23 protein-coding genes are annotated in these 24,712 nt (G+C 33.5%); 14 read left to right on the top strand and 9 right to left on the bottom strand.

The features are described from left to right. Positions 1-19: 19 nt before the first annotated feature. The 3 genes from nrdD (at position 20) to pyrB (ending at position 6,122) form a co-directional block, all read left to right on the top strand. Positions 20-1,999: an anaerobic ribonucleoside-triphosphate reductase gene (nrdD, locus tag F1Z66_RS12995; protein ID WP_438502949.1), complete on the top strand. Its 1,980-nt coding sequence runs from the start codon at positions 20-22 to the stop codon at positions 1,997-1,999. A 358-nt stretch (positions 2,000-2,357) separates the two neighbouring features. After that, on the top strand, positions 2,358-5,120 hold the full coding sequence (locus F1Z66_RS12990; RefSeq protein ID WP_149864058.1) for an adenosylcobalamin-dependent ribonucleoside-diphosphate reductase: 2,763 nt from the start codon (positions 2,358-2,360) through the stop codon (positions 5,118-5,120). A gap of 63 nt (positions 5,121-5,183) precedes the next feature. After that, a complete protein-coding gene (pyrB, locus tag F1Z66_RS12985; RefSeq protein ID WP_149864057.1) occupies positions 5,184-6,122 on the top strand; it encodes an aspartate carbamoyltransferase in 939 nt (312 codons plus the stop codon). Positions 6,123-6,933: 811 nt separating this feature from the next. Here the strand turns inward: pyrB and F1Z66_RS12980 are convergent. Further along, a complete protein-coding gene (locus F1Z66_RS12980; protein ID WP_149864056.1) occupies positions 6,934-7,149 on the bottom strand; it encodes a hypothetical protein in 216 nt (71 codons plus the stop codon). A 240-nt stretch (positions 7,150-7,389) separates the two neighbouring features. Further along, on the bottom strand, positions 7,390-7,641 hold the full coding sequence (locus F1Z66_RS12975; protein ID WP_149864055.1) for a hypothetical protein: 252 nt from the start codon (positions 7,639-7,641) through the stop codon (positions 7,390-7,392). A gap of 380 nt (positions 7,642-8,021) precedes the next feature. Between F1Z66_RS12975 and cutA the strand changes: the two genes are divergently transcribed. Then, the gene (gene cutA, locus F1Z66_RS12970; RefSeq protein ID WP_159357590.1) at positions 8,022-8,357 is read left to right on the top strand and encodes a divalent-cation tolerance protein CutA; all 336 of its coding nucleotides are present in this window, start codon (positions 8,022-8,024) and stop codon (positions 8,355-8,357) included. Between the two features lie 136 nt (positions 8,358-8,493). On the opposite strand, the gene F1Z66_RS12965 is transcribed toward cutA, so the two are convergent. Continuing rightward, the gene (locus tag F1Z66_RS12965) at positions 8,494-9,567 is read right to left on the bottom strand and encodes a pelota family protein (protein ID WP_149864053.1); all 1,074 of its coding nucleotides are present in this window, start codon (positions 9,565-9,567) and stop codon (positions 8,494-8,496) included. 573 nt (positions 9,568-10,140) lie between these two features. Next, on the bottom strand, positions 10,141-10,932 hold the full coding sequence (locus F1Z66_RS12960) for a TrmB family transcriptional regulator (RefSeq protein WP_149864052.1): 792 nt from the start codon (positions 10,930-10,932) through the stop codon (positions 10,141-10,143). Between the two features lie 130 nt (positions 10,933-11,062). Between F1Z66_RS12960 and tes the strand changes: the two genes are divergently transcribed. From tes to F1Z66_RS12935, 5 genes are all read left to right on the top strand, one after another. Beyond that, positions 11,063-12,772, top strand: a complete 1,710-nt coding sequence (gene tes / locus F1Z66_RS12955; protein WP_149864051.1) for a tetraether lipid synthase Tes — start codon at positions 11,063-11,065, stop codon at positions 12,770-12,772. A 142-nt stretch (positions 12,773-12,914) separates the two neighbouring features. Continuing rightward, positions 12,915-13,337, top strand: a complete 423-nt coding sequence (locus F1Z66_RS12950; RefSeq protein ID WP_149864050.1) for a helix-turn-helix domain-containing protein — start codon at positions 12,915-12,917, stop codon at positions 13,335-13,337. A 42-nt stretch (positions 13,338-13,379) separates the two neighbouring features. Beyond that, positions 13,380-14,882 carry a hybrid sensor histidine kinase/response regulator gene (locus tag F1Z66_RS12945; RefSeq protein ID WP_159357591.1) on the top strand — a complete coding sequence of 501 codons (1,503 nt, stop codon included), beginning with the start codon at positions 13,380-13,382 and terminating at the stop codon, positions 14,880-14,882. Positions 14,883-14,937: 55 nt separating this feature from the next. Next, complete coding sequence (locus F1Z66_RS12940) at positions 14,938-15,522, top strand: response regulator (RefSeq protein WP_159357592.1); 585 nt, start codon at positions 14,938-14,940, stop codon at positions 15,520-15,522. A 42-nt stretch (positions 15,523-15,564) separates the two neighbouring features. Then, positions 15,565-16,425 carry an enoyl-CoA hydratase/isomerase family protein gene (locus tag F1Z66_RS12935; protein WP_230207562.1) on the top strand — a complete coding sequence of 287 codons (861 nt, stop codon included), beginning with the start codon at positions 15,565-15,567 and terminating at the stop codon, positions 16,423-16,425. Positions 16,426-16,438: 13 nt separating this feature from the next. Here F1Z66_RS12935 and F1Z66_RS12930 read toward each other — a convergent pair whose 3' ends face one another. Both F1Z66_RS12930 and F1Z66_RS12925 read right to left on the bottom strand, forming a co-directional pair. After that, on the bottom strand, positions 16,439-17,431 hold the full coding sequence (locus F1Z66_RS12930; protein WP_159357593.1) for a homoserine kinase: 993 nt from the start codon (positions 17,429-17,431) through the stop codon (positions 16,439-16,441). A gap of 7 nt (positions 17,432-17,438) precedes the next feature. Further along, positions 17,439-18,191, bottom strand: coding sequence for an ATP/GTP-binding protein (locus tag F1Z66_RS12925; protein WP_149864046.1), 753 nt, complete (start codon positions 18,189-18,191; stop codon positions 17,439-17,441). Positions 18,192-18,288: 97 nt separating this feature from the next. On the opposite strand from F1Z66_RS12925, the gene F1Z66_RS12920 reads away from it, so the two are divergent. Both F1Z66_RS12920 and F1Z66_RS12915 read left to right on the top strand, forming a co-directional pair. Continuing rightward, a complete protein-coding gene (locus F1Z66_RS12920) occupies positions 18,289-19,335 on the top strand; it encodes a lysylphosphatidylglycerol synthase transmembrane domain-containing protein (protein ID WP_255437926.1) in 1,047 nt (348 codons plus the stop codon). Positions 19,336-19,396: 61 nt separating this feature from the next. Next, positions 19,397-20,197: an SDR family NAD(P)-dependent oxidoreductase gene (locus tag F1Z66_RS12915; RefSeq protein ID WP_149864044.1), complete on the top strand. Its 801-nt coding sequence runs from the start codon at positions 19,397-19,399 to the stop codon at positions 20,195-20,197. 8 nt (positions 20,198-20,205) lie between these two features. On the opposite strand, the gene F1Z66_RS12910 is transcribed toward F1Z66_RS12915, so the two are convergent. Beyond that, the gene (locus F1Z66_RS12910) at positions 20,206-20,643 is read right to left on the bottom strand and encodes a hypothetical protein (protein WP_149864043.1); all 438 of its coding nucleotides are present in this window, start codon (positions 20,641-20,643) and stop codon (positions 20,206-20,208) included. A gap of 556 nt (positions 20,644-21,199) precedes the next feature. Here F1Z66_RS12910 and F1Z66_RS16475 point away from each other — a divergent pair. Next, positions 21,200-21,349 (top strand): rhodanese-like domain-containing protein, encoded by a 150-nt coding sequence (locus F1Z66_RS16475; protein ID WP_149864081.1) that lies wholly within the window; start codon positions 21,200-21,202, stop codon positions 21,347-21,349. A gap of 204 nt (positions 21,350-21,553) precedes the next feature. On the opposite strand, the gene F1Z66_RS12900 is transcribed toward F1Z66_RS16475, so the two are convergent. Both F1Z66_RS12900 and F1Z66_RS12895 read right to left on the bottom strand, forming a co-directional pair. Then, positions 21,554-22,186 (bottom strand): hypothetical protein, encoded by a 633-nt coding sequence (locus tag F1Z66_RS12900; protein WP_149864042.1) that lies wholly within the window; start codon positions 22,184-22,186, stop codon positions 21,554-21,556. Positions 22,187-22,239: 53 nt separating this feature from the next. Next, positions 22,240-23,079, bottom strand: a complete 840-nt coding sequence (locus F1Z66_RS12895) for a ParA family protein (protein WP_149864041.1) — start codon at positions 23,077-23,079, stop codon at positions 22,240-22,242. A 304-nt stretch (positions 23,080-23,383) separates the two neighbouring features. Between F1Z66_RS12895 and F1Z66_RS12890 the strand changes: the two genes are divergently transcribed. Together F1Z66_RS12890 and F1Z66_RS12885 are read left to right on the top strand one after the other, a co-directional pair. Then, positions 23,384-23,596 (top strand): DUF504 domain-containing protein, encoded by a 213-nt coding sequence (locus tag F1Z66_RS12890; RefSeq protein ID WP_149864040.1) that lies wholly within the window; start codon positions 23,384-23,386, stop codon positions 23,594-23,596. A gap of 35 nt (positions 23,597-23,631) precedes the next feature. Then, positions 23,632-24,036 (top strand): hypothetical protein, encoded by a 405-nt coding sequence (locus F1Z66_RS12885; RefSeq protein ID WP_149864039.1) that lies wholly within the window; start codon positions 23,632-23,634, stop codon positions 24,034-24,036. Positions 24,037-24,712 lie beyond the last annotated feature (676 nt).

The raw sequence follows: 24,712 nt of genomic DNA, 5'->3' as shown, positions 1-24,712 counted from the left end.
TACCTCCAAGCGAGTTAGAATGATCTTTTCAGTTATGGCCAGTCCAAATAGAATTGATATTTTACGTATTCTTAACAATAAAGGACCGCTAACATATTCTGAGTTAAAATCTTTGGCTGGATTTAAGTCAAAGAAAGAATCGGGAAAATTTGCTTATCATTTACGTAAATTGTTAAAGCAATCTCTTGTTGGCTTGAATAAAGCAGAGAGACGTTACACTATCACAAATCTTGGTAAATTAGTTTTGAACTTGGCTAGGCAAATCGAAGAAAAGTCTATTGTTGAAAGTGGCAAAATGTATGTTAGAACAAGTCATCAAACAATTGAAGAATTTAATTCTCACAAGATAATCCAAAGTCTTGTTAGGGAGGCGAATATGTCTTTGGAACAAGCAACCAAAATTACTGAGGAAGTAGAAAACAAAATTTACAAGCTCTCGGCTTCTTATTTAACGTCACGACTATTAAGAGATTGTGTAAATAATGTGTTGCTTGACCATGGGTTAGAGGAACAAGTCAATAAATTAATCAGGATTGGCGTTCCTATCTTTGATTTAAATAGAAAACTTAAGAATAGTGATGACAGGCTCAAAAATGGTATTCATGATCTCGTAGTCAATTTGTCGCAAGAAGTGCTTTCTGATTATTTCTCATCTAACTTTCAAAAAGATATACTGGATATGCACTATAGTGGTGAAATCCATCTTGATGCATTGGGACATTGGGCAATTGGTCCAGATATTGTATTTGTTGATGTTGAGCAACTCAAGAGGGACTTTGATCTAAAAGGTAATTTTCTCTTTTTACCTCGTACTCTTAATTTGGGAAATCTAAATTTAATTATACCTATCTTAATTTCATTATTGCAACGAGAAGTTTCACGCGAAATTGTAATGGAAAATGTGGAAAAAATTTTTGCAGAATATCGCATGGATCAAATCTCCAATTATTTTTCACTATCTTTACTTTCTGCCACACTTTCATTGCAAACAGTGAATCTTCCATCAGTCACTTTGGTTTTGTCCGGAAAGGAAAATGAGGAAATATTGACTGGAATATTAAATGGTTATTTAATATATATTGAAAATGTAGCACTACCTCATTTTAGATTATTTTTGAACCATGGGCAAATGTTGTCAAAGGACCTTCTGTCTTTAGTAGGAAAAATTATAAAACATGGTGGGAAAATCTCTCTTTCACAACAATCGATATTTAGTTCTAATGGTATACGTAAGATAGATGCAAATACCGGACATCCAATTTTGGTGCTCAATTCATTATCCATAAATTTGCCTCGTTTGGCGTACCAATCGAATAAGGATGAAACTTATTTTAGAACTAAATTGGCATTAATAATGAAACCCTCTGCGAGCGCGTTGATATTAAAACAAGAGATTTTACTTGAGAATATTCGTCAAGAATTATTACCTGCACTATCAAAGGGTTTTCGTTATCCATTAACAGGTGCCACTTCTATTGTTGTTAATCTTACTGGCTTGAATGAGAGTATTTACGATATATTAGGATATTCTGGGGACGATGGTTTTGATGTCATCAAAAAGGTAATCAAAACAGCCAATGATGTACTCTATAATTTCGATCAATCAAACTCCCATAAATTTGGAGTATCTTTGATTAATGATTCGAGTTCTACTAGATTTGTTGATTTGGATTCTAATAAATTCGGCAAACTAACTCATGACTTTACCTCTTATTCACAAGGAATAACAATTACAAAGAGTGCGTTTGATGACGGAAATTCATTATTTAAGAAGATAATGGAACTAGATAACTTGGTGACTGGGGGATTACATATCAAATTCGATGTCTCTGATGTTTCTGAAGACGAAATTCCAGATTATTTATCCAAAACTATCAACAATATTTCTCACTTTGAACTATTTGAAAAAAACCTAATTTGCTCAGCCTGTGGGAGCCACGATGTCACAGACAGTATTTGTAATTCATGCGGATCTAGTACTATCCTTGAGATAGTTTGAATATTCAGTTCCATTGTATCTATCTATTTGTTTTGTGAATGGAATTTGGAGATAATGCATTCATCTATATATTCTTTGGTAGATAGTTTGCCATTAAAAGAGGTAAATGATCACGAAATCCTTTCAGATTTGTTGTGATGGAATTTTTATGACTAAATAGTGATCATCATAGTATTATAATTTGTAGTCAGTTCTCATTTCTGGCAATACTACCACATTAATTTGCTTTGGTTAAACTTGAACAATCGTACATCTTATATGCACCTGCCTGCCTTTGGATAAAATATTTGCATCATTGTATTGTAAAATGAATATCGAAATTAATATAAGCGATCTATATTTAATATATAAATGTTATATGGCTGAAACTGATCTTTCTGAGTCAAAAAGCAAAACAATTGTACATATTAAAAAGAGAAACGGTACAATAGTAGATTTTGAACAATCTAAAATTTCAAATGCTATTTATAAAGCATTGGTTGCAGCTGGTAAACCCGATCATAAATTAGCTGAATTTCTTGCATCAAAGTTAGTTAACAAAGTTATTAAAAGTGGTTATCTAGAATCAATTCACAAAGACCATGCACTGAGTGTCGAAGACGTACAAGACATGGTGGAATCTATATTAATTGAGGAAGGTTTAGCTGAAACTGCTAAGGCTTATATTTTATATCGTCATGAAAGACGCAAACTAAGGGAGACTAAAATGAAGATCCTAAACAAAAGGGATCTTGACGAGGTTGACAAATCGCTCGACATCAATTCGCTTCGGGTTCTCTCTTCCAGGTATCTTTTGAGGGACAATAACGGAGAGATAACAGAGGGCCCAAAACAATTATTTGAAAGAGTTGCAATTTTAGTTGCAATTTCTGATGTTATACACGATCCACGTGTCTATGACTTTCAAGGTAATTATTCCCAAAATATATCCGAGGCAGAAAATTATTATAATAAAGTTGATGATTTTGACAGTAAATTAAAGATTGGAAAATACTACTTAAATAAATATCATTTTGAATCTCTTATTCGAGCATATATTGATGAAGTAAAATTCGGACGAATGAAAGTAAGTTTTAAGGATTTGTTGCGATTAATTGCAGAAGGTCAGATGGCTAACCATCAAGATCGCTTGCTTGAATATTATAACTTGATGGTTTCAAATGAGTTTCTTCCAAACACTCCTACGCTTATGAATGCCGGTGCCAGGCTGGGTCAATTGTCTGCATGTTTTGTACTTGATATGCCTGATGACATGTATTCGATAATGAAATCATCCACCGATGCTGCAATGATATTCAAATCTGGAGGTGGTGTTGGAATAAATTATTCTGACCTTAGACCTGAAGGTGATATTGTTGCTTCAACAAGTGGAGTTGCATCAGGTCCAACTTCCTTTATGCAGATAATTGATTCTATAACTGATGTAGTTAAACAAGGGGGGAAACGCAGGGGAGCTAACATGGGTATATTAGAATCGTGGCATCCAGATATTGAAAAATTTATCACAATGAAGACTAAACCTGGAATGTATGAAAACTTTAATGTAAGTGTAGGAATTTGGTCCGATTTTTGGAAATCACTAGTAAATAAAGAAGATCATCGTTATCCATTGAAAAATCCTCGAACTAAAGCAACTATGAAAAATATCGACTCACATCAATTGATGGAGTTAATAGCTCTCAGCGCTTGGAAGAGTGCTGAACCCGGTGTAATCTTCTTTGATAATATTAACCAATACAATCCTTGTATCGATGCTAAAGGGGGACCTCTAAGGGCAACTAATCCTTGTGGTGAGCAATCTCTGTATCCATATGAGTCATGTAATCTAGGATCGATTAATTTGTCAAAATTTGTAAAACGAAAGGCTGATGGATTGTATGAATTTGACTGGCCTAAATATGAACAATCTATAAGAACTGCTACAAGATTTTTGGACAATGTTATTGATGTTAATAAATATCCAGTGGAGGAAATTGATGTCAATACAAAACTAACAAGACGTATTGGCCTAGGAATTATGGGTATTGCCGATCTTTTATTTTTGTTGCGCATTCCATATGATTCTAAAGAAGGATATGAGTTCATGAGCAAATTAGCCGAGACCTTGTCATATTTTAGCATGGATGAAAGTGTAGTTCTCTCCAAATCTAGAGGTGCTTTTCCATTGTTTGAAAAAACAAGCTATAAGAAAGGTGAAATTCCGTTAGCTGGATACTATGAAATTCCTAAAGATCTTCATAGTTATGATTGGGACTCCTTGATAGGAAAAATCAAAAATTATGGAATCAGGAATTCCTGGACTACAACAATCGCACCTACAGGCACCTTATCTATGATTGCTGATGTGTCCAATGGAGTTGAACCTGTTTTTGCTTTGGTATTTGAGAAACGTGTAACAGTTGGTAGATTCTTCTATACAAATAAAATATTTGAGTCAGCCCTAAAAGAAAATGGACTTTATACTGATGAAATATTATTAAAGATCGCAAATAACTATGGATCCGTTCGTGGAATTGATGAAATCCCACAATGGATGCAAGATCTATTTGTTACTGCGATTGACATCCATTGGACCGATCACATCATGGCTCAAGCTGTATGGCAAAAATGGATTAGTAACGCTATTGCTAAGACAATCAACATGCCCGGTGACGTTACCGTAGAAGATGTAAAGTGTGCATATCTCCTAGCTCATGAGTTTGGATTAAAAGGTGTGACTATTTATAGAGATGGCTCTAGGAATGAACAAGTCTTGCACATAACTGGAAATGATCGTGAAAAAAGGTTCCAGGTTTATCCTAGTAAATACTTGCACGATTTCATTATTTCTAATATTCATGAACCGTATGTACTTGATCAAGTCATGCCAATATTCAAGGACTACATAAACAACAGTCACAGAATTAACACAGACGATGAAGGTAATGCTCCGTCCAAATCCGAAACTCTTGGATCCAGTCGCATATCTATTAATACCAATACCGACTTGTACCTTAACTCTCAACCTAGGGGAGTAGAAAATAATAAAGAGTCTTGTCCTGTATGCAAGAACTTTTTGATTATTACTGAGGGTTGTAACATGTGCATAGAATGCGGGTTTAGTAGCTGCGGTTCAGGCTAATCTTTTTATTAGTTAAATTAAAAACATTTGTATATCATTTCAGTTTTTGTTATGTAACTATTCATGGCTAAAAATAAGTTCTTTAATCGTAATGTAGTTTCCATCCGAGATTTTAATTCCGAGGATTTCTCGTATCTTTTTGATATTACGGACAAGATTCAAACATTAAAGTCTAAAGAACGAGGGGAAATAGCTAAAGGATTAATACTTGGATATGTTTTTTATGAATATAGCACAAGAACAAGGTTAAGCTTTGAATCCGCAATGGCTTCTATAGGAGGTCGTTCATTAGGAATTTCTGATGTGGATTCCTCATCAATCATGAAAGGTGAGAGTTATGCTGATACTGTAAAGACCATTTCTCTTTATTCCGATGTGGTACTAGTACGTCATCCATCTGATGGTTCGAGTAGATATGCGTGTGAGATATCAGATAAACCCGTAATAAATGGGGGAAGCGGCAGTGAGGAACATCCTACTCAAGCAATGCTTGATATTTATACAATATTCAAAGAAAAGAAGAAAATTGATGGTTTATCTATTGGGATAATTGGAGATCTAAAATATGGAAGAACTGTTTATTCGTTAATCTATGCTTTATCTAATTTCAAAGTCAATATTCATCTAATATCGCCTGAAATATTGAAAATTCGAGACGAATCGATATATGATATTACAAATAAGGTGGATATGCATAATCACGTTGAATTATCTGATGAACTCTTGAATAAATTAGATGTTATTTATGTAACTCGCATCCAAAGAGAGCGTTTTCCTGACTTGCAAGAATATAACAAAATACAGGGACTCTATACAATAGATGAAAAGATCTTGGCAAAATCAAAATCTGATATTTCCATACTTCATCCGCTGCCACGTGTGGATGAAATATCGCCATCAATTGATAGTACACCGAATGCACTTTACTTTAAACAGGCTTCTTACGGAAAGGAACTACGAGCTGCTCTATTGTCATCTTTGTTACATGAGGAGCCATTCTAAATATATTGCATCTATTTAGGTCGAAGGTAAAGTGGAATCAATATCAATATCGTTTTATCTATGATTGCCTGTACTTTTTAAAAAGTTGGAACCCTATTTTATTTTGGAACAATCATCAATTATCTTTTGGAATCAACTCGACATCTAAAATTCCTTTATTTGAATTACAAAACTCGCCTGATATATTTGACTACTAAAATTCCATATCTAACCTTTCTTTAGGACCACGTATTGCTCATAATAAGGCTCTGTTGTGCAAATTAAACAAGTTAATATGAATTCTTTTACTTATTGAATCTCACTATCTTGTCAAGTTATATCCTTTAATAACACTTGTGAATCCAATTTGGAGAATTCCTTTAGTTCATTGGCTACTCCTTCTTTCATGATTGATTTAGATAAGTTCCTGCCTCTTTTAGTTGCTACCAATTCTGTCCAAACTTCTCTTCTATTCTTCTCTCCAGTTCGAACGCTCTAACAGTAGCCAGTAAATAACTTGGTACATACATTATCGTTTGAGGCATTATATGAGGTAATATCCCAATATTGTCCTGACATCTCAATGTCTGAATATTTTTTATCAACTTGGAATAATTCTTATTGATACATTTAATCGATAATTTTTCATCCCAAAATAACTTTCGTTAGCGAATTAACACAATAAAAACTATGAAGAATAATTCTATGAGATTTGTTTAACTCAATTATCTTTCCTAATTCTGATCAATCGAAATATTTATTTTCTTTTGTAGTTATGATTTATTTCTGGATAATATATCGAAGAAGATCAAAAATATTTCTGTAATACCCATTAGAATATGATATTTTTTTCATACTCAAGTTCGGGTCTAATAGGTGTTGTATGCATTACATGACCTGATTCCTTATAACACCCTTGAAAGTCAAAATACGGACTCTTCTCTATGGAGAATTCTGATGTCTGATGGAATTTCAACAAACAAACATATTGGCAAAGGATATTTGTTCTATCATTGACAGTTCCGTAAGATATTTTGCTTGTACCCATTCCCAAATCTCTTAGTGTATTGATAACAGATAGTATAGAATCTATTTATTCAAATTCAGAAGATATTTCCTTAAAAATTTGATTCCTAAAATGGTAAAAATCGTCAAAATATTCGACACTTCTACCTAGCATTCTTTTTGATAGTGTGATGATCTGTTCTTCAAACATCTTTTTGATGTGGTTTACTAGATTTTCGATAAACTCTGTTAATGATGAAAGTGATATATTTTCACTTTCCCGTTAGCCCTCGAATGGATTCATTCTACCTTCTATTTCATAAATTTCCCTTATTTTGGTAAATCTATCATCAATACTTGGTTCCAGCATACTTGTCTTATCAGCGAAACAATTAAAAACATTCTTTCTATTTTGAGGATTACTTTCAGTTGCATTGAATTGTCTCCAATTGCTCCAATTTATATGATTATCTCCTATTTTGTATCTCTTGTCAACCACTTTTGTATTTCTTATTTCATGTACCTTTTGTTCCAATTCTTTTAACTTGTCGTTACCTGGAGTTTTTAATGAGGCCAGAAATAAATCTTAAGCGGGGTCAAATCTCTAAAATAATTGACATTCTTGAATTTTTATTTTAGTTATTTCTTCAATAATAGATGAATTAAATTCTAACGGTGCAAACTGCAAAAACCTCTCTTCAGTTTGAATTACATGGGCCTTCTCTAAGGTATTTCTAATGTTGTCTATTTTCATAAAGTATGTTTAAATTCATTTGAACGTCACCGACCTTATCTGTATTTGCATTTTGGTACCGCAAAAAGATCTTTTATCCTTATATTAAGTATCAATATTCTTATTCGTGCGAATTTCTTAAGTTTATTAATAAATTCGTTAATATTTTTAGTTGGTATAAATTGACAATCAATAAAGAAATAGACAATGGTCTAATTTTGCTTTCTACTTTTCCTGATGAAGAGAGTTTGATAGATCTCTCTAAAACACTCATCAAGGACAAGAAACTTTGTGCATGTGTGAACTACGCCCGAATAAATTCTCTATACATGTGGAAAAATGATTTAAAGCAAGAAAGCGAATTTCTTGCTTTATACAAGACAACATCGAAATGCGTTGAACAATTAAAAACGGAAATTTTGAAAAAACATCCTTACGAAATACCTGAAGTTGTTATATTAACCATGAAAGACGTTTCGCATGGTTATTTAAATTGGCTAATTGATAGTACAAAATAGAATAATGATGAAACATAGTTATCATGCTATTAGGTTGATTTGATAATCTGTGACTTGTTTGAAATTCCTACACTCTATTTTGACATCAATTGTTAACCCTGTTTAGAGTTGTAATTTTCGGTGATGAGGCGTTTATCTATTTTATTTGATATCGTAATAGAGCAACAACTCCACCCAAAGAAGATACTCTTAATCCCATATCTGTCGTTGAATCTGTAGCAAATATCTTTATGTTTTTGTTCTCTAAATCGTTTAGAAATTTGATAAATTCTGATTCGTCTACCTCTGCAAATACTTTGTCTGAATAAACAAGAGAGTCAACGGCATTAATTGAGTTCGCATAGCTTATATCGTTAAATCCAATTGCATATTTGCTTTCTCCTTTGCTTACTTGTTTCATTATATTATCCAGTATATCTGAAACCATACTAATTTTGCTATCTGACATCATGTCTTTCATAGATTGAGATCTTAAAAAAACAAAAATTCCATCCTCACCTGATGCCTCAATACCTTCAACTATGTCAATATCTATATTTTGATAGGATTCATTCTTTTCCTTTAAATAGTTAATTAATTTTCTTTTTGTCTCTCCAGGACCAAAGACTACAATTTTTAATGCATGATCTTCTATGCAAATATCTAACCCCTTTCTTATGCTTTCAAAATAGCTACGATTGCTAGAATCATTCTTTTGATCGGTAAAATATCTCTTCCCACTTTTTCCTGAGTATATATTCGGTGTAATTTTTAAGTTAGTTCCTATTAATCTTGCAATAGCTGCCTCCTGAGAATCTATTGATACTAGTATATACTTGAATTGCAAAGTGGATCTTGTTAATATCTTTATATATCTTTCATTCCAATCCGATTTTTCTAAGATTATTGTATCACCAATTCTTATATTAATAGAATGATGCAATCCTTTAGGTACATTCTCGTTATTCGAGGTAACTATGGTTCCTGAAATTTTTAAACGATCAATGGCACCGTCAAAGCCAACTTTTTCAATTCGTAAAGATACTCTAATTTTAATTCTTTCACCCTTATCTGGTCTTGCATGTTCTTTATCTTGTTTTAGCACCCTAGTTGTATCAGCTATGACGTTATCGCCAACTTCAGTGACTCTTCTCAAACTAAAAAGGTCATCAGGTTCTTCTAATACTATGATTGTCCTATTTTCTGAATCCTTGGATTTGGTAAATTTCATTTTTCGATATTCATATAATCCATCAACTTTGTATTTTATATTCTTGAGAGATTTGGAATTGTTCTGATCACGGCTTTGTTGATCTCTCTACTATGAGGGTTGATAAGGATCCATCTAAAATTCGTTCTTGACTTTTTCATTCTGCTTATTAATCTGTCTTAATTGGAAACCAATGCCTTCGTGTTGCTGAGATGAACACCCAGTCCTAATGTCTTCATGCCATTTATAGTTACAAACTCCTCGTTTTCTTTGCATATGTTGAATGTTCCAACACAAATACTTTTTTGTTCATTTTCTTCTTCAGATGATATATAGGGATATAGGTATCAATTATTATAGGAATAAGTATTTATCTCCTTTATTAAAATCTAATTTGACAAAACTACTTGAAAAGATGTAATCTTTGTGTCAACCACTATTTTTCTTATAGACCTACTCATATACATGAATAATAGTTCCTTAACAATAATTTACAAGGGCATATTGGACAAACTCTTCACTCAAGATCTTCTTCATCAATTCAGTAGGGCTTTTTATGTCATTGTTTGTCCTTTATAGGGTTGTATTGTTGCGTTATAAAGTTTTGGATGGATTGCTTCTTGCATCCTGCCATAAATACTGAAAATAGTCTTTCGCAAAACTTGCTAATCCTGTATGCTCTGCCCATATAGCAATAGTATCATAGCTTGAATTATTCGATGCCTCAGCCTTGCCTTCACCTAGGAGGATTAAAACATGTTTAGAGTCTCCAATGACTCCACCACCAAACATATTATCTTTTAATCTAACATCTGCTACTCTAGACATTGCTTTAACAGTTTCACCATTAGTTTCATCGGATGCAAGTATAGTGATTTTTACTCCTTTGTCAAACAGATCGCGCAAGATTGGTTGAATAGACCTTACGACATTTTCTGGAATCTTAGGAATTGCAATCAAAAGTTCTTCCTTAGTTGATTGTATTATTTCTGTCACTTTGATTGCTATATTGTATAGGCCGCTTACCACCCAGATGTCTGGTTTTTCTTTTAATCCAGTTTTTTCGTATATAGGCATCAGTTCATTAATTATGATGTTTTTATTACTACGAAGATTGTTTTCCATTTCAATCATCATTGCTTCCACTGCATTTGATGGTGATTTGGGGAAAAAATTTTGGGGCCTTTGATTATCCGAATAAATCCATCCTCTTACATATAAACTATTTAAAACATCATAAATCTTTGAGTAGGGAACACCCGATTTCTTACTAATTTCTGATGCCGTATTAGATCCTGCGAATAATAATGAGGTGTATACCCTAATCTCGTAGTTTGTCAATCCAAGGCTTTCCATAGATTTTTTGGCCTTGTCACTTATTTCCATAGCTTTATGTCACTACTCTAACCTTGAATATTAAATCTTTCATCTCAGTTTGATTTACTAACTAAACACCGTAGGATTTGTGAGATCATGTTTATAAAGTCAATTAAATTTAGTATTAAAGGTCAACATTATGGATCTAATACAAATTTCCAATTTAACTAGTAAGACTATTGGTGCAAAGCGTACCATTAGGTATACTCAAAGTATTTGCCCAGATTGCAATATGATTCTTGACGCTGAGGTATTTGAAAGGGAAGGGAAAGTTTTTATGACAAAGACCTGTCCTAGCCATGGCGAATGTGAGGAATTATACTTTGGCTCATACGAAATGTACAAGAAATTCAGTACATATTGGATGGATGGAAAAGGTGCACAATCACCAAATGTAATGGTAGATAAATGTGCCTGTCCTACTAATTGTGGATTATGTACGAATCATCTTTCTCACTCTGGCTTAGCAAATATGATTGTTACAAATAGATGTGACCTTACATGTTGGTACTGCTTCTTTTACGTAAAAAAAGGATTGGAAGGTGCATATCTATATGAACCCTCTCATGAACAAGTTCGTGCAATGATGAAAACATTAAAAGCTGAGAGGCCAATTGCAGGCAATTCAATTCAGATTACCGGAGGAGAACCCATGCTGCGTGATGATATTACCGAATTAATCAAAATTATGAAAGAGGAGGGTGTAGATCATGTTCAGTTAAATACGAATGGAATTAAACTTGCTTTATCCCCTGAAACAATGAGACAGGTAAGAATGTCAGGAGTTAGTAATCTTTATCTGTCTTTCGACGGTGTTACTGCAAGAACAAACCCCAAAAATCATTGGGAAGTTCCTTACACACTAGAGTCAGCCAGAAAATGTGGTATGACAGTTGTTTTTGTACCCACTGTGATAAAATCCATCAATGATCATGAATTGGGTGGGATAATCAGATTCGCACAAAAGAATATGGATGTTGTTCATGCCGTAAACTTTCAACCTGTCTCATTAACTGGACGAATGAGCAAAAAAGAGCGAGAGAAATATAGGATCACCATACCTGATTGTATAGAAAGAATTGAAGAGCAAACTAATGGTGAGATATCCAAAGATGGGTGGTTCCCAGTGCCTTCTTGTATGCCTTTAACAAATGTAATAGAGGCATTTAGCAAAAAACCAAAGTATGAATTGTCAATTCATTTCGCATGTGGGGCAGGTACATATGTTTTTGAGGATGTTCAAACAAAGAAACTAACTCCACTAACATCGTTTGTTGATATAAAGGGTATGTTGGAGTACTTCGAAGAGAAGACTGAAGAAATAAAGTCTGGATCAAATAGGTATTGGACAATGCTAGAGGTAATAAGAAAACTTAATCAGTTTGTTGACCGTAGTAAACAGCCTTATGGACTAGACCTGGGTCGCATGTTTTCTAGTATTTTGCTAAAACAGAACTTTGATTCTGTTGGATCATGGCATGTTCGCTCTTTGTTCCTTGGAATGATGCATTTTCAAGACAAGTATAATGAAGATCTGGAGAGGTTACAAAGATGTGATATACACTATCTTACACCGGACCTGCGTATCGTACCTTTCTGTGCATTTAATGTTATTCCTGAGTGGTATCGTGATCGAATACAAAAGAAATATAGTATTCCAGTCGAAGAATGGGAAAAGGAGCATGGACAGACTTTAGAAGCAGGATTATATCGTGGTATTATGCGAAAAGGAAAACCAGAAGCTCAAATGGGTTGTGCAATGTCTGAGATGCACAAAGCAGCAGCAGAAGCCGAATCTGATCCAAACCACAAAGGTATTGAACTAAGAAACGGTATGGCAGGAGCATAAAATCCCAAATTTTTTATTAGTTTTTAGGTTAACCTATTTTAGTAACAGTATTTTGTAGCCTTCAAAATAGTTTTAAACTGATTTCTCCATATGTTTTTGTAGAAAATTTTAAATAGCTTGAAACTGTATTATATAATGTAAAATGCCGTCATCATCAATAAATGCAATAACACGTATGAGTGCAACACTTAAGGATCTCTTTATTTATATCTATGATTTGTCTCCATTAGATATGGATCTTTTGCTTACTTTAATAGCACATAATAACAAACAAATGACTTTGGAGGATTTGTCTAAAGCTGTAAACCGAGACAAAAGTACTGTCTTTAGGTCTTTACAGAAATTAACAGGTTTGGGGATATGTGTAAAAGAAAGCCGAACCTTGAAAGAGGGTGGACATTTTCATGTATATTCTGCTATATCTCGAGAAATATTTAAACTCGAAACAGAAAAACGAGTTAAAGAACTGGAACAAAGCTTAAGAAGAATTTTAAAGAAATTTGAAGATGATCTTGAAATAATGTTGGATGATGTATTCGATACTAAAAAGAAGATAATCAAGTAAATACACACTCAAAATTACATGGATTTCGACCTCGTTAAGGTATTGAAGGAGTCAGATCAACAACCGATCGATTTAGCATTAAATTCCTATTACTCTTTTATTTTTTTAAAAAAAAATTCGATTCATGAAACTATTGCGTCCTTAAAATCGCCTTCAATACGTATATTGATTAATTGCAAAACCAGTGATCAGTATGAATCTATAGTAGATTTTTTTAAACCATTCAAAAATATTTCTATCAAAAATGCTATTTTGTTTTTCGATTCCGATGACCACATGATAACAATAATATCTCAACGATCTCGAATCTATTTCTATAAGATAAGTAACGAAACAAGTGATCGTATTTTTTCGGGTAAATTATCAGATCCATTGGAAGGAGAAGAAGTCCGATTATTTTGTTGGTTATTTGATAATGCTTGGAATGCTTTGGACAAAAATAGCATTCTTGAAAAACGAAATATATTTCAACAAGACTTTGTCGACATTGCTTCCCATCAACTAAGGAATCCGATATTGCCCATAATTGGATTTTCTAAGACTTTGAAATCCAAAATTAGCGATCCTGATATGGTAGATTATCTTAACATTATAATAAAAAATGCAGAAAAACTGAAAAATATCGCTAATGATATACTCGATATTTCTAAAATTGAGGCAAATCCATCAAAACTTTTTTTTGAGAATTTCAATTTGTGTGAACTACTTGACAATATCACCAGGGATTATAATCAATTTTCAAGTAAGGATTCGTCTGGAATTCGATTTTTATTTCAGGAATCTTCTCGTCAGCTTTTTATAGAAGCCGATAAAGAATATGTCAAACAAGCTTTTGAGAATATCCTCAACAATTCATACTTTTTTACAAAGAAAAATGGGGGTAACAGAATAATGATTAGTGCAATTAGACACGACGAAGATCGCGAAGCAACTGTTTTAATAGAAGATGAAGGTCCAGGCATACCTGATGAAAACCCTGAACGAATATTTACCAAGTTTTATCCAAATTCTGGCGGTGCAGGACTTGGATTATTTATCTCAAAAAAAATAATTGAAATTCATGGTGGTAGTATAGTAGTTGAAAATAGAGTTGATGATATTGGTGCAAAGTTTCTAATTAAAATACCATTAAAAGCCCCCGATATATCTTATCATTTAACTGAACTTGATTCTGTAAGCAATACCAAACTATTGATTATAGAAGATTTTTCCGAAAACTTGCAATCCATTAAACAGGAAATCATAGATTTGGGCTACGAAGTCGATTATTTTGACGACCCATACAAAGCAATTGAGAGCTTTATCCCTGGAAAATATTCTCTGGTTTTTCTCGGAATTAATGTTCAAGGGTTAGATGGATTTGATCTATACGATGATCTCAAAAAGAGGGATAAAAAGATAAAAGGATATTTTATGTCCTCAAATAAAATAAATAGAGATGCAATGGAAACACTGAACAATAATTTAATGTATGATCACTTCATATTCAAACCCTTTTCTGTTAGCTCATTTGTGAAGATTCTCAGAAACGAACAGTCTACTTAATTTTTAAAACGAAAATAGTAAAATTTTATTATTTGTTCGGTTCAACTGGGTTATCTTGAATATTCTAATCATCGAAGATGACGATGACATTTGTCAATTATATTCTATATGGTTGGAAGAAAATAGACATGATTACACTATTGCGAAAAATTATGAAGATGGAATTCAAGAATATGAGAAATCCATCCAAAAAACTAATGATGAATATGAACCTTACAATGGTTCGTTCGATTTAGTTGTGCTGGATTATGATCTACCCTCCAAGAATGTAGCGGCAGCGCATCAGAACGGATTACTTATTGCCAAAGAGATCTTGGAATTAAAAAATGATCAAAGAATAATGTTTGCCTCTGCATGGCCAAAAAAAGCATTCGTTGAGTATGTATCCACCTTAAAAAGTGTTCCTGAAGTACTACCAAAACCTTTTGAAAAGGAGGAATTCATTAGCCTTGCAGAGAAGATAAACCTATATGATATTGCAAAAAAATTTACAAAAGAGCTCAGGGAAATGAAGAATCCTAATAGTCCTAGTGTTGACATCAAATCACTCGAATCCTTATTCAAACTTATGAATAATGCTAGAAGAGAATTCTTACAGAAAGGCGATGAAATCAAAGACGAATATGACTCTATGGAGTAGAATTTAATAAGATTTAATTTAAAGGACTATAAAACTCTGTTTATGTCTTCGATGAAGTATGTTCAAATAGATTTATCCAGCGATATTGCAGTTCTTAAAATTAATCGGCCTGAGGCTCTAAATGCAATGAACCTTGATGTAATATCTGAATTGAGCCGTGCAATAGACATAATTTCTGCCGACGAGGGAATTAAAGTATTGATAATAACCGGAGCAGGGGAACGTTCATTCTGTGCAGGTGCTGATATTTCGTATATGGTCAATATTGATGCAGTAACTGCCGAAAGATATGCATCATCTGCTCAAAATATGTTAAACAAGATTGAGAAAATGGAAAAACCCGTAATCGCTGCAATAAACGGTTTTGCGTTAGGTGGAGGGTGTGAGCTTTCTCTGGTTTGTGATATTAGATTCGCTTCCGAAAACGCAAAAATTGGTCAACCTGAAGCTACTATTGGTATCCCGCCTGGATGGGGAGGAACACAGCGATTATTGAGAGTAGTAGGACCTGCAAAAGCAAAAGAAATGATTTTTACTGGAAAGATGATCTCTTCACATGAAGCGGCAGATATTGGTTTGGTTAATAATGTGATTTCTTTGACTGACGAGGAAAAATCAAACTTGAATTCTTCTGTTGATGAAAATAATGAAAAGGAAAGAAATATTGCTCTTTCGAAACTACTAAATCGAAAACTTTTGGACTATTCAATAAATTTTGCCAAAGAGATTACAAGAAATAGCTTTAATGCTGTAAAAATTAGTAAAATGTTAATTAATAAGGGTATGGATGCCGATATAGATACGGGGCTACGGCTAGAAATATATGGTTGGGCACTTTGCTTTGCTCATGAAGATCGACATACCATGATGTCTGCATTTCTTAACAAAAGTTCAAAGAAATAATGATTTAACCCTTTTATTTTAAAGAAAGTATTCTTGAACCAGAGCTAGGTTTTGTTAAGAAAGTTTTGCACCCTATGCCTAACTTTTCATGCTCTTCTCTCATCACTTTTGATATATGAAGTGCTGTTTTCTTTGTATTCATGAATGCGATGGTGGATGGCCCAGCTCCGCTTATTGTGAACGCCATTGCACCTTCTTGTAAACATGCATTTTTGATAATATCATAACCTGGAATCATCTTTTTTCTGTATGGTTCTATTATGCAGTCATTAATACTATCGCAAATCATCTGTACATCACCCTTGTAAAATCCTGCAACTAAAGAACATGCATTGGACATATTATAAACTATATTTTGTAATGGTATCTTTTTGGGAAGAACTGCACGTGAAATTTCTGTTTTTTTCTTAGGAACATTGATTGTAGGAACGCAAACAACCAAGATCAATTCCTTGGGTGATTTAATATTAATGAAATCTAGCTTTGGATATGTCTTTACAATGACGAAGTTTCCAAAATGTGCACCTGAAATGTTGTCATAGTGCTTTACCCCTGCACTGGCCAATTCCCCTTCGGCAGAATATTCCATTAACTTTATTTGATCAAGATTGAACTCAAACAAAGAATCTATTGAGACTGCTGTTGCTACCGCTGATGCGGCACTGCTTCCCATCCCATAACCTGCGGGAATATTTTTTTCAATTTCTATTAGAAAGTTGTAATTATAAAGGTTATATTCTGCAATCATTTTTTTTGCTACTAATCCTGAAGTATTCGCTTCGGGTTTTTTTGGAATACTTTCAGCTTCATCACCTTTGATTATTATTTTTAAATTATTTTTACTTTTTACCGCTCTTTTTTTGATTTTCACAGTAACGATGTCTTCTAATACGTCCAAACCCAATCCAAATATATCATACCCCGGACCCAAATTTGCTGTAGAAGCAGACGCACTAGCGGTACATTCTTCATAATTTGACTCATTTCCGTTCTGATTCAATTTCACTTGTTGTCTACTCCTTTTCTCCATGAGTTAGTATCCTTGATAATGCTGCAGATAAATTTATCATTCCATTCATGGTCATATTTGACACTGCAATGGGGGATATCATATTTCCACTCTTGTAAAGTGTTCGGATTAAATCCTTACTTATCAATGATTGTTCAATTTCCTTTTCCAAATCTAAAGATTGTTGAAGAGAGATAATCGAGTTAGACCATCTTAATATTTCGGGCAACTTTTCAATAATTTTATCTCTTTTAGTTAGTACGTTAATTTGAGGGATGTTCAAACGTAATTTAATTGATTGTGACAAAAACATTAGCGAAACAAAGCTTATTGGAGAGGTAGCCAATGTTCCATCCATAGTAAACAAAGCAACTTTGATGTCTGAGTAAAAATTCGAGATAAAATACGGTCCGCTAGATCTGAATGCAAATAATTCTATTTGACCGGGCGTATCGACTATAACATAGTCTGGATTTAATTCTTGAACTCTGTCTTGAATTTCGCCTATTTTTGTTGATATCAGATCATTTGCTAGAATGAGCGAACCATTTGGTCCTAAATTATAATCTTCCATAATAGAATAGTAATCAATTAATTCTCTGACGTCTACATCCGGATCATATTGTAATTTGGATACACCAGGATCCAGATTGACGGAAATTGGTGAAACATCATGGCTATGATACCATTCTAATAATCTAGCGGTTAGAAGTGATTTGCCTGAGCCTGCAGTTCCAGTAACGAAAATAGCATACATTATCGTACATTTTATACTTTATTCTAATTTTATTGTTATATTTGTATGATTATTATATTCCTTCTTTTGAATTACTTGTTATACCTTGAATTGGCGGGTGATTTTCATAACGGTAAGTGTTATACCAATGTTGCTCATTTTTCTATTTACTCCCGTTTCCCTTAACGATGTTTTGTCTGTAGGTATAATTCCATTTTTGATTTCATTTATCGCCACTATGGCGAGGATCTTTCTTCAAGCAGTTAGATTTTATTATTTTGTTAGAAAATTTATTGGTAAGAATGTTAGTTCATTCTGGAAAATTATATATGCTCGCTTGGCAGGTGAATTTGTCACACAAACAACTCCTTCATATATCGGGGGAGAACTTGTTCGAATAGCCTTTTTAACTAAAAGTGGTGTTCCCGCAGGAAGAGCTGCTTGGGTAACAACGATGGAAATTATAGCCGATGTGTTCGTAGGGACCATTTTAGCCTTTATAGCGGGCTTCATAGCAATATTTAATGGATCTTTACTAATTGGTTTGATTGTCATATCTATTGCTACCCCGACATTTGGGTTTTGGTTTTTCATACTGGCTTATTCTGCAAAGAAAAATATTCAATTACCTGCATTCTCTTATAATCTGACAAGGAAATTTGTTTCTGAAGATAAAGCCAAACGTGGAATTAACTCTGTTAATAAGGCCTTAGATGACTTGTGTGTAATGAGTAGGGAAAACTTTGGGTCGCTAAAATCTGTGAAAATATTTTCGGTAGGAATAGCGATTACGTTAATCGCATTTGTTTTTCATGGATTTTCTTTTCTGGTTTTGACGCACTCGGTTGACACCACTATAGGTTTGTTCCTCTCGTTTATGGCTACATCGTCATCCACAATCTTAGGTACACTACCAATTACAATTGGTGGTTCTGGACTAGCTGAATGGGGATTATGGGGCTATATCAATCACCTTAACGATGTTTCACAAATTGGGAATATAATGCATGATACAGATCAATTAAACGTTATAATTGCATGGAGAATTGCTTCTTATTATATTCCACTTGTAATTATGTGGATTGCATTAATGAGATTAACTTTAAAGATCAATTACTCCTCCTCCTCCTCCACCTCCTCTTCATCAACTTCAACTACTTCATAAAAAAGTCTGGATTTCTTATTACTAGTTATATTTTAAATAAATATAATGATACTTATTATGAATGGATGCTCTACACAGTCTACTCAAAAATAAGATCTTTGTAGTCACTGGTGCCTCAAGTGGAATAGGTAAGTGTATTACAAATGACTTGTCTCAATATCCAATTAAATCGCTAATTTTGGTTGCAAGAGATCAGTATCGTCTAGATAAATGTTCTGAAGAAGTCAAGAGAAAAGACGTTGAGGTTATTACTATGTCTTGTGATGTATCTAACAAGGAAGATGTTAAGCATTTAGGTGACAAAATACTCAAGCGGTTTGGCTATATTGACTGCCTAATTAATAATGCAGGCATTGGTATCTTTAATAGTGTAGAAAAAACCTCTATTGAGGAAATAGAAAAAATCACCTATACTAATTACTTTGGTATGATATATTTTACAAAAGTTTTTCTGGATTGCATGATTAAGCGAAATAGTGGACATATAATTAATGTAGCATCTCTGGCTGCTAGCTTTGGCATACCTGGTATGGCCGCTTACTGTGGTTCTAAATTCGCAATGCTGGGTTTTTCTGAATCATTAAATCAAGAATTAAAGAAAACAAGTATAAAAGTGTCTGTCGTCAACCCTATTGGGGTGAAGACTAATTTCTTTAACAACGAGTCTTTTAATTATAAAATTCCAATGAAATATGTATTAAAGCCTGAACAGGTCTCAAAAGCGATACTAAAGTCTTTGATGTCGGGCTCTTTTCAAGTGTATGTACCTGCAATTGCGGGGTTGGCGTTGCCTTTCAAATTTTTTTTCCCCTCAATTGTTAATTTTATAATCGAACGCCAATTCCGTAAATTACAAAATTGAATTTTGTCCTAAACATCTTCCTCCTCATCCCCTTCTTTGGTACTTGGACTGTAGTCCGATTCCACATCCATCATTTGTGCACCTTCTAAATCGAATTTGAAAATCTCATCCATGTCAATTTGGTACTTTGTTTTCAACAATTCCCGCAGTTGATCACTTAATTTTGCATTAGAGATCTTAATTTTAAACTCATATACAAATCCTTTCATTAATTTTGATGTTTTTATATTGTCTGTCAACTCTATTTCTTCAACAATTGTTCTTCCATCCGGCAAAGATTCGTATAGTTGAATGTCAGCTTTATTGTTTTGTGAATTAATATCAAGAAAATAACCTGTTCGATTTATACTATCTAGCTCTTGGAAGTTTGCATTTTTCAATTCATTGTCTGCCCATTCGGGGAGTCCATTATCATCAGTTTTAGTCTTCGCTGTTTTCTTAGTCATATCTTGCCCTACTATGTACTCTTATACTTTTTATTAAAAACTTTTTCAATTCAATGGAGGTGACAGAATTCTTAATTATTGACCATTGATTATTTACATCTTTGAGCTTTACAATGAGTGCTGAATCTTTAGTAGATACAATATGTAGAGACTCCTAAATTACTAATCGTCGATACTCTCTTTTCAAGATTATTTGCTTGGTCATTTATCAGGCGCAATTAATATTGATTTGATGCAATTTCATTAGATTGATACACCACGAAAAGGAATCCTGCAATTCAATAGACACATGAATATGTTATTAAACTGTATTGGTGTTGATTTGTCTGATCCTGTGGTATTTTGCGACAAGATTTCTGGACCTTCTACTTTTCGTGGAGTTTGACTATTGACATATTTTTTTCCTCAAAAGGGCATATATGTTGGACTGATAAAATAAGCACTGATTGAATCTCGATTAACCTATCGATTTATCTACTAATCGATTTAAATATAAAAAATTCAAATTTACTATAGATTATAGCGTTTTAGCCAATTTTAATTATGTGCTAATTGCATCAAGAGGGAAAAAGAGGTTATTATTATTGACTGTAGATCCGAAGCTGAATATAGTGGTCGTATAGCCCATGCAAATCATAGAGGACATGTTCCTACATCAATAAACATTGATGGGTCCGTAACCTGCAAAAAAGTTTTTAAACTTTAGTGAACTAAAGGAACTGTATTTTTTCATACCCAAACAAACCGGGATAATTACTAATTGTCAAGGGGGATGTCGAACTTCTAATACATTATTGTATTAAAAAATCTTGGATACAAAAATGTAAAAATGTACCCTGGTTCATGGGATGAATGGGGAAATAACCCGCAATTGCCCATTGAAGTGCTCTAAGATGTGAGGTTTACAATCTTATTTTCTGTTTATTGGCAATTCATTTAGTTTTTGGAACTCTCTATCAAGTTCTGTTGAATTTTGTTTTCCATAAGTTATTAACATCCTATCACCATCGTTTAAGACATAGTTCATAATATCATCTGTCTTGTTGCCATTTACATAAAAGCTAAGTTTATCAACAGGGTTATCACAGTAGCGCTGATTAGTATCCGTTATAAAACAACCATTTGAAATGTCCATTCTTAGGCTTTTAAGGAATTCTCCCAATGGTGCATTAATCGAATGCTTATGAATAGTATTACCATCAAGAGTACCGTTATAACTCTCTACATGAATGTAATTTGATCTAACCATGTATTTCTGCTGCGCAAGGTCCAAGTCCGTACCATTTAGGCTAATTAATAATGCACCGTGATCATGTGCGGATCCTAAAGCGCCATATTTAGCTGCCACGTTCTCGCTTGGAAAGAGAATGGCCAATACTATACCAACTATAATTACTGCTACAATACTGGGAATTATAATCTTCAAATATTGTTTTCTTTTCTTTCTTCCACGTGCAAAATAGCTATTCTCATTGCTCTTATCTTTGCTCATCGAATCTTTCTTGATACCATCATTATCCGCGTTTTTTTTCTTCTTACTCATGCTATTACACTCAAATGCATTCTTCTCTAATTTAAAATTAATAGTAGTGAATCTTATTGATTGTTTATCATTTCATTGATTATATTTTTTAGCTTTAGTGAAAATGGATGGGTGGGGTTATTGATTACCGTTAGAAATTCCCTTGGACTGAACTGTATATCGCAATAACATGGCAAAGGAGTTAACGAATTAGCTCCAGTCTCTTTGTGTAATTCCTCCAATACCATCCTATGATCTTGATTTTTTTCCATACCTGAATCCATAGTAGTACCTGGAATGCAATAGCCTGATACTCTATTAAGCAATATATATGAAATGGCGCCAAATCTGACAAACGTTGTATAAATCTCAAATAAGAGTTTCTTAGTTCCTTCTATATCTAGATCATCCATTTTCATTGTAAGAATCAACTTGTCTGCTATTGAGAGTGCATTAATTGACCAATGTCTAATTCCCGGGCTGGTGTCAATGATTATAAAATCTGTGTCAAGCTTGGTGATTATCTGTTCTCTGAGAAAAACCAGTTTTCTAAATTGTTTTTTCCAATAGTCTGTGCCGTTACCCATCTCAAATTTGAATATGGCGTCTCTGCTAGGATTAGAAAATCCTGTAAACAATCTGCCTTCTGAATGAGATTTTTCTCTTAATTGAGGAAGGTGAGTATCTGTAAGATCTACAATAGCTTCATCAATGTCTGCATTATTATCCAAAAAATCGTTAATCCATTTTTTTGGATTAATCTTAAAATAATTATGCAAGCTTGGGGCATATACATCTAGATCTAGTATAGCAACTCGCTTACCCATCATAACAAGTAATGCTGCTGCATTCGCAGCGATTGTTGTCTTGCCAGTGCCCCCCTTATAAGAATGAATTGCTATACAATGAGTCATACTAGGTGTGCCTGTTATCTTTCTTCAAAGTTGAATATTAAATCTTTTGAATTTGTGACATAGTTATCCGGTTTTTTATGCTTGTGCAATAACCTAGATGACAGGTGCCAAATAACCTGTTGCTATTTAATTAAATAAGGAGTATATTCGCTTTATTGTATTTTAGATGTTTCTGCAATCATAAAGGTCTGTTTTGATGTCCATGTTATACTTTAAGAATAGTAAATAAATCGACAAGACCATGTGCAGTATCAAAAAAATTTATCATACTCTGACAAGCCTATTTACTTTGAGTTTTAAAATAATGGTTGGAAAAGGTAAAATAGAAGAGATCTTTAGTAGGGCCTTGTATGCTGATAACCCTAAACTGTACAAGTTGACATTCAGAGATTTTGAAAACCACAAGAAAGTCTCATTGGATGAATTCATTGTCCTTTCAGAGAATTTTCAGAAAATTCCGGCATCTAGGATTATACGAATAGAGTTAAATGGAGAGATTCTTTATGAAAAATATTAAAATAATGCCATGTCTATATACCAGTAACAATAGTCATGGAGAAACATGTTGCTGAATTCAGGAGCCTTTGTGATAATCTAGTCGGAATTGATTCTAGGATACGATTTGTAGGTGTTGCAGATAAACATGGTATGATGCTTACTACTGCTGAAAGAAAAGATATAGTCCCTTTGTTAAACGACGAAGAAACAGAACAGTATGCCATTACAGCCTCAACTAGGCAATATACCAGATTAAGGTGGCAGGATTTATTAGGAAAGCTATACTATACCTGTTCTTTGTACGAAAAAATTCTGAGAATCACTATACCAGTTACCAATCAAAAAAATAGATTGGAGTTTTTGTTAATCTTCACCTTGGATCCAGAAACAGATGACTTTGATTATTTAGTTACGGAAAAAGCTATGCCTATTATTTCAAAGTTTTTTCAAAACAAATAACCTTATATCCTATTTTTATCTATAACCCTTAAGCGGCTAAAAACTAATTTTGTACTATCAGTACAAAGATCGGTCCTGCTAATTTAACGATAAACCTATAGCTCGAAGAAACACGGTATTCCAATTGTGGATACTATAAACATAACGTATCAAAAGTACATATGTATCAAGTCTTTGTTTGTACCTTTTCAGCCCCATCTTTGAGAAAAACATCTGAAAGATAACAACCTGTTTTATTAAACGAAATATGTCGCACTAAAACTGGATTCAACAAAAGTACAAAGACCAGTTTTTTGGGATATAAAAAGAAAGATATCAGTGTTTATATTAGACGAGACTTTACTCATGTTGATTCGTCATATATACGGCTATAGATAGCTATCAATAGAATCAGAAAATAAGTGGAACCTTGCACTACTTTTGCTAAAAAACCTAAAAAGAGAAAAAACATGTTTGTTGTCCAGAGTTTTCTATCAGACCTCGTCAAGACCCATAAAAGCATTCAGTTTCTAAGAATGGACGTGGTGGTTCTTGGTATCCAAAGGCACGCCGAATTCTAAAATAGATTACTACCATATTCACTATTCTAGAGAAAAACTTGGTAAAGAGGCAGAGTAGCAGAAGAAGGGGGAAGAGAGAAAGAGAGGGAGAGGAAAAGTAACCTAGAAAAAAGAAA

The organism is Candidatus Nitrosocosmicus agrestis, assembly GCF_008389435.1.
Lineage (GTDB): Archaea > Thermoproteota > Nitrososphaeria > Nitrososphaerales > Nitrososphaeraceae > Nitrosocosmicus > Nitrosocosmicus agrestis.
Note: the sequence above shows the minus strand (reverse complement) of the source record. Positions and strands in the feature narration are given on the sequence as shown.

What these genes read in the sequence shown, in the direction of transcription:
- nrdD (WP_438502949.1), top strand. Translation starts at nt 20, where the DNA reads ATGATCTTTTCAGTTATGGCCAGTCCAAATAGAATTGATATTTTACGT.
- F1Z66_RS12990 (WP_149864058.1), top strand. Translation starts at nt 2,358, where the DNA reads ATGGCTGAAACTGATCTTTCTGAGTCAAAAAGCAAAACAATTGTACAT.
- pyrB (WP_149864057.1), top strand. Translation starts at nt 5,184, where the DNA reads ATGGCTAAAAATAAGTTCTTTAATCGTAATGTAGTTTCCATCCGAGAT.
- F1Z66_RS12980 (WP_149864056.1), bottom strand. Translation starts at nt 7,149, where the DNA reads ATGGGTACAAGCAAAATATCTTACGGAACTGTCAATGATAGAACAAAT.
- F1Z66_RS12965 (WP_149864053.1), bottom strand. Translation starts at nt 9,567, where the DNA reads ATGAAATTTACCAAATCCAAGGATTCAGAAAATAGGACAATCATAGTA.
- F1Z66_RS12960 (WP_149864052.1), bottom strand. Translation starts at nt 10,932, where the DNA reads ATGGAAATAAGTGACAAGGCCAAAAAATCTATGGAAAGCCTTGGATTG.
- tes (WP_149864051.1), top strand. Translation starts at nt 11,063, where the DNA reads ATGGATCTAATACAAATTTCCAATTTAACTAGTAAGACTATTGGTGCA.
- F1Z66_RS12950 (WP_149864050.1), top strand. Translation starts at nt 12,915, where the DNA reads ATGCCGTCATCATCAATAAATGCAATAACACGTATGAGTGCAACACTT.
- F1Z66_RS12935 (WP_230207562.1), top strand. Translation starts at nt 15,565, where the DNA reads ATGTCTTCGATGAAGTATGTTCAAATAGATTTATCCAGCGATATTGCA.
- F1Z66_RS12925 (WP_149864046.1), bottom strand. Translation starts at nt 18,191, where the DNA reads ATGTATGCTATTTTCGTTACTGGAACTGCAGGCTCAGGCAAATCACTT.
- F1Z66_RS12915 (WP_149864044.1), top strand. Translation starts at nt 19,397, where the DNA reads ATGGATGCTCTACACAGTCTACTCAAAAATAAGATCTTTGTAGTCACT.
- F1Z66_RS12910 (WP_149864043.1), bottom strand. Translation starts at nt 20,643, where the DNA reads ATGACTAAGAAAACAGCGAAGACTAAAACTGATGATAATGGACTCCCC.
- F1Z66_RS12900 (WP_149864042.1), bottom strand. Translation starts at nt 22,186, where the DNA reads ATGAGTAAGAAGAAAAAAAACGCGGATAATGATGGTATCAAGAAAGAT.
- F1Z66_RS12895 (WP_149864041.1), bottom strand. Translation starts at nt 23,079, where the DNA reads ATGACTCATTGTATAGCAATTCATTCTTATAAGGGGGGCACTGGCAAG.
- F1Z66_RS12890 (WP_149864040.1), top strand. Translation starts at nt 23,384, where the DNA reads ATGGTTGGAAAAGGTAAAATAGAAGAGATCTTTAGTAGGGCCTTGTAT.
- F1Z66_RS12885 (WP_149864039.1), top strand. Translation starts at nt 23,632, where the DNA reads ATGGAGAAACATGTTGCTGAATTCAGGAGCCTTTGTGATAATCTAGTC.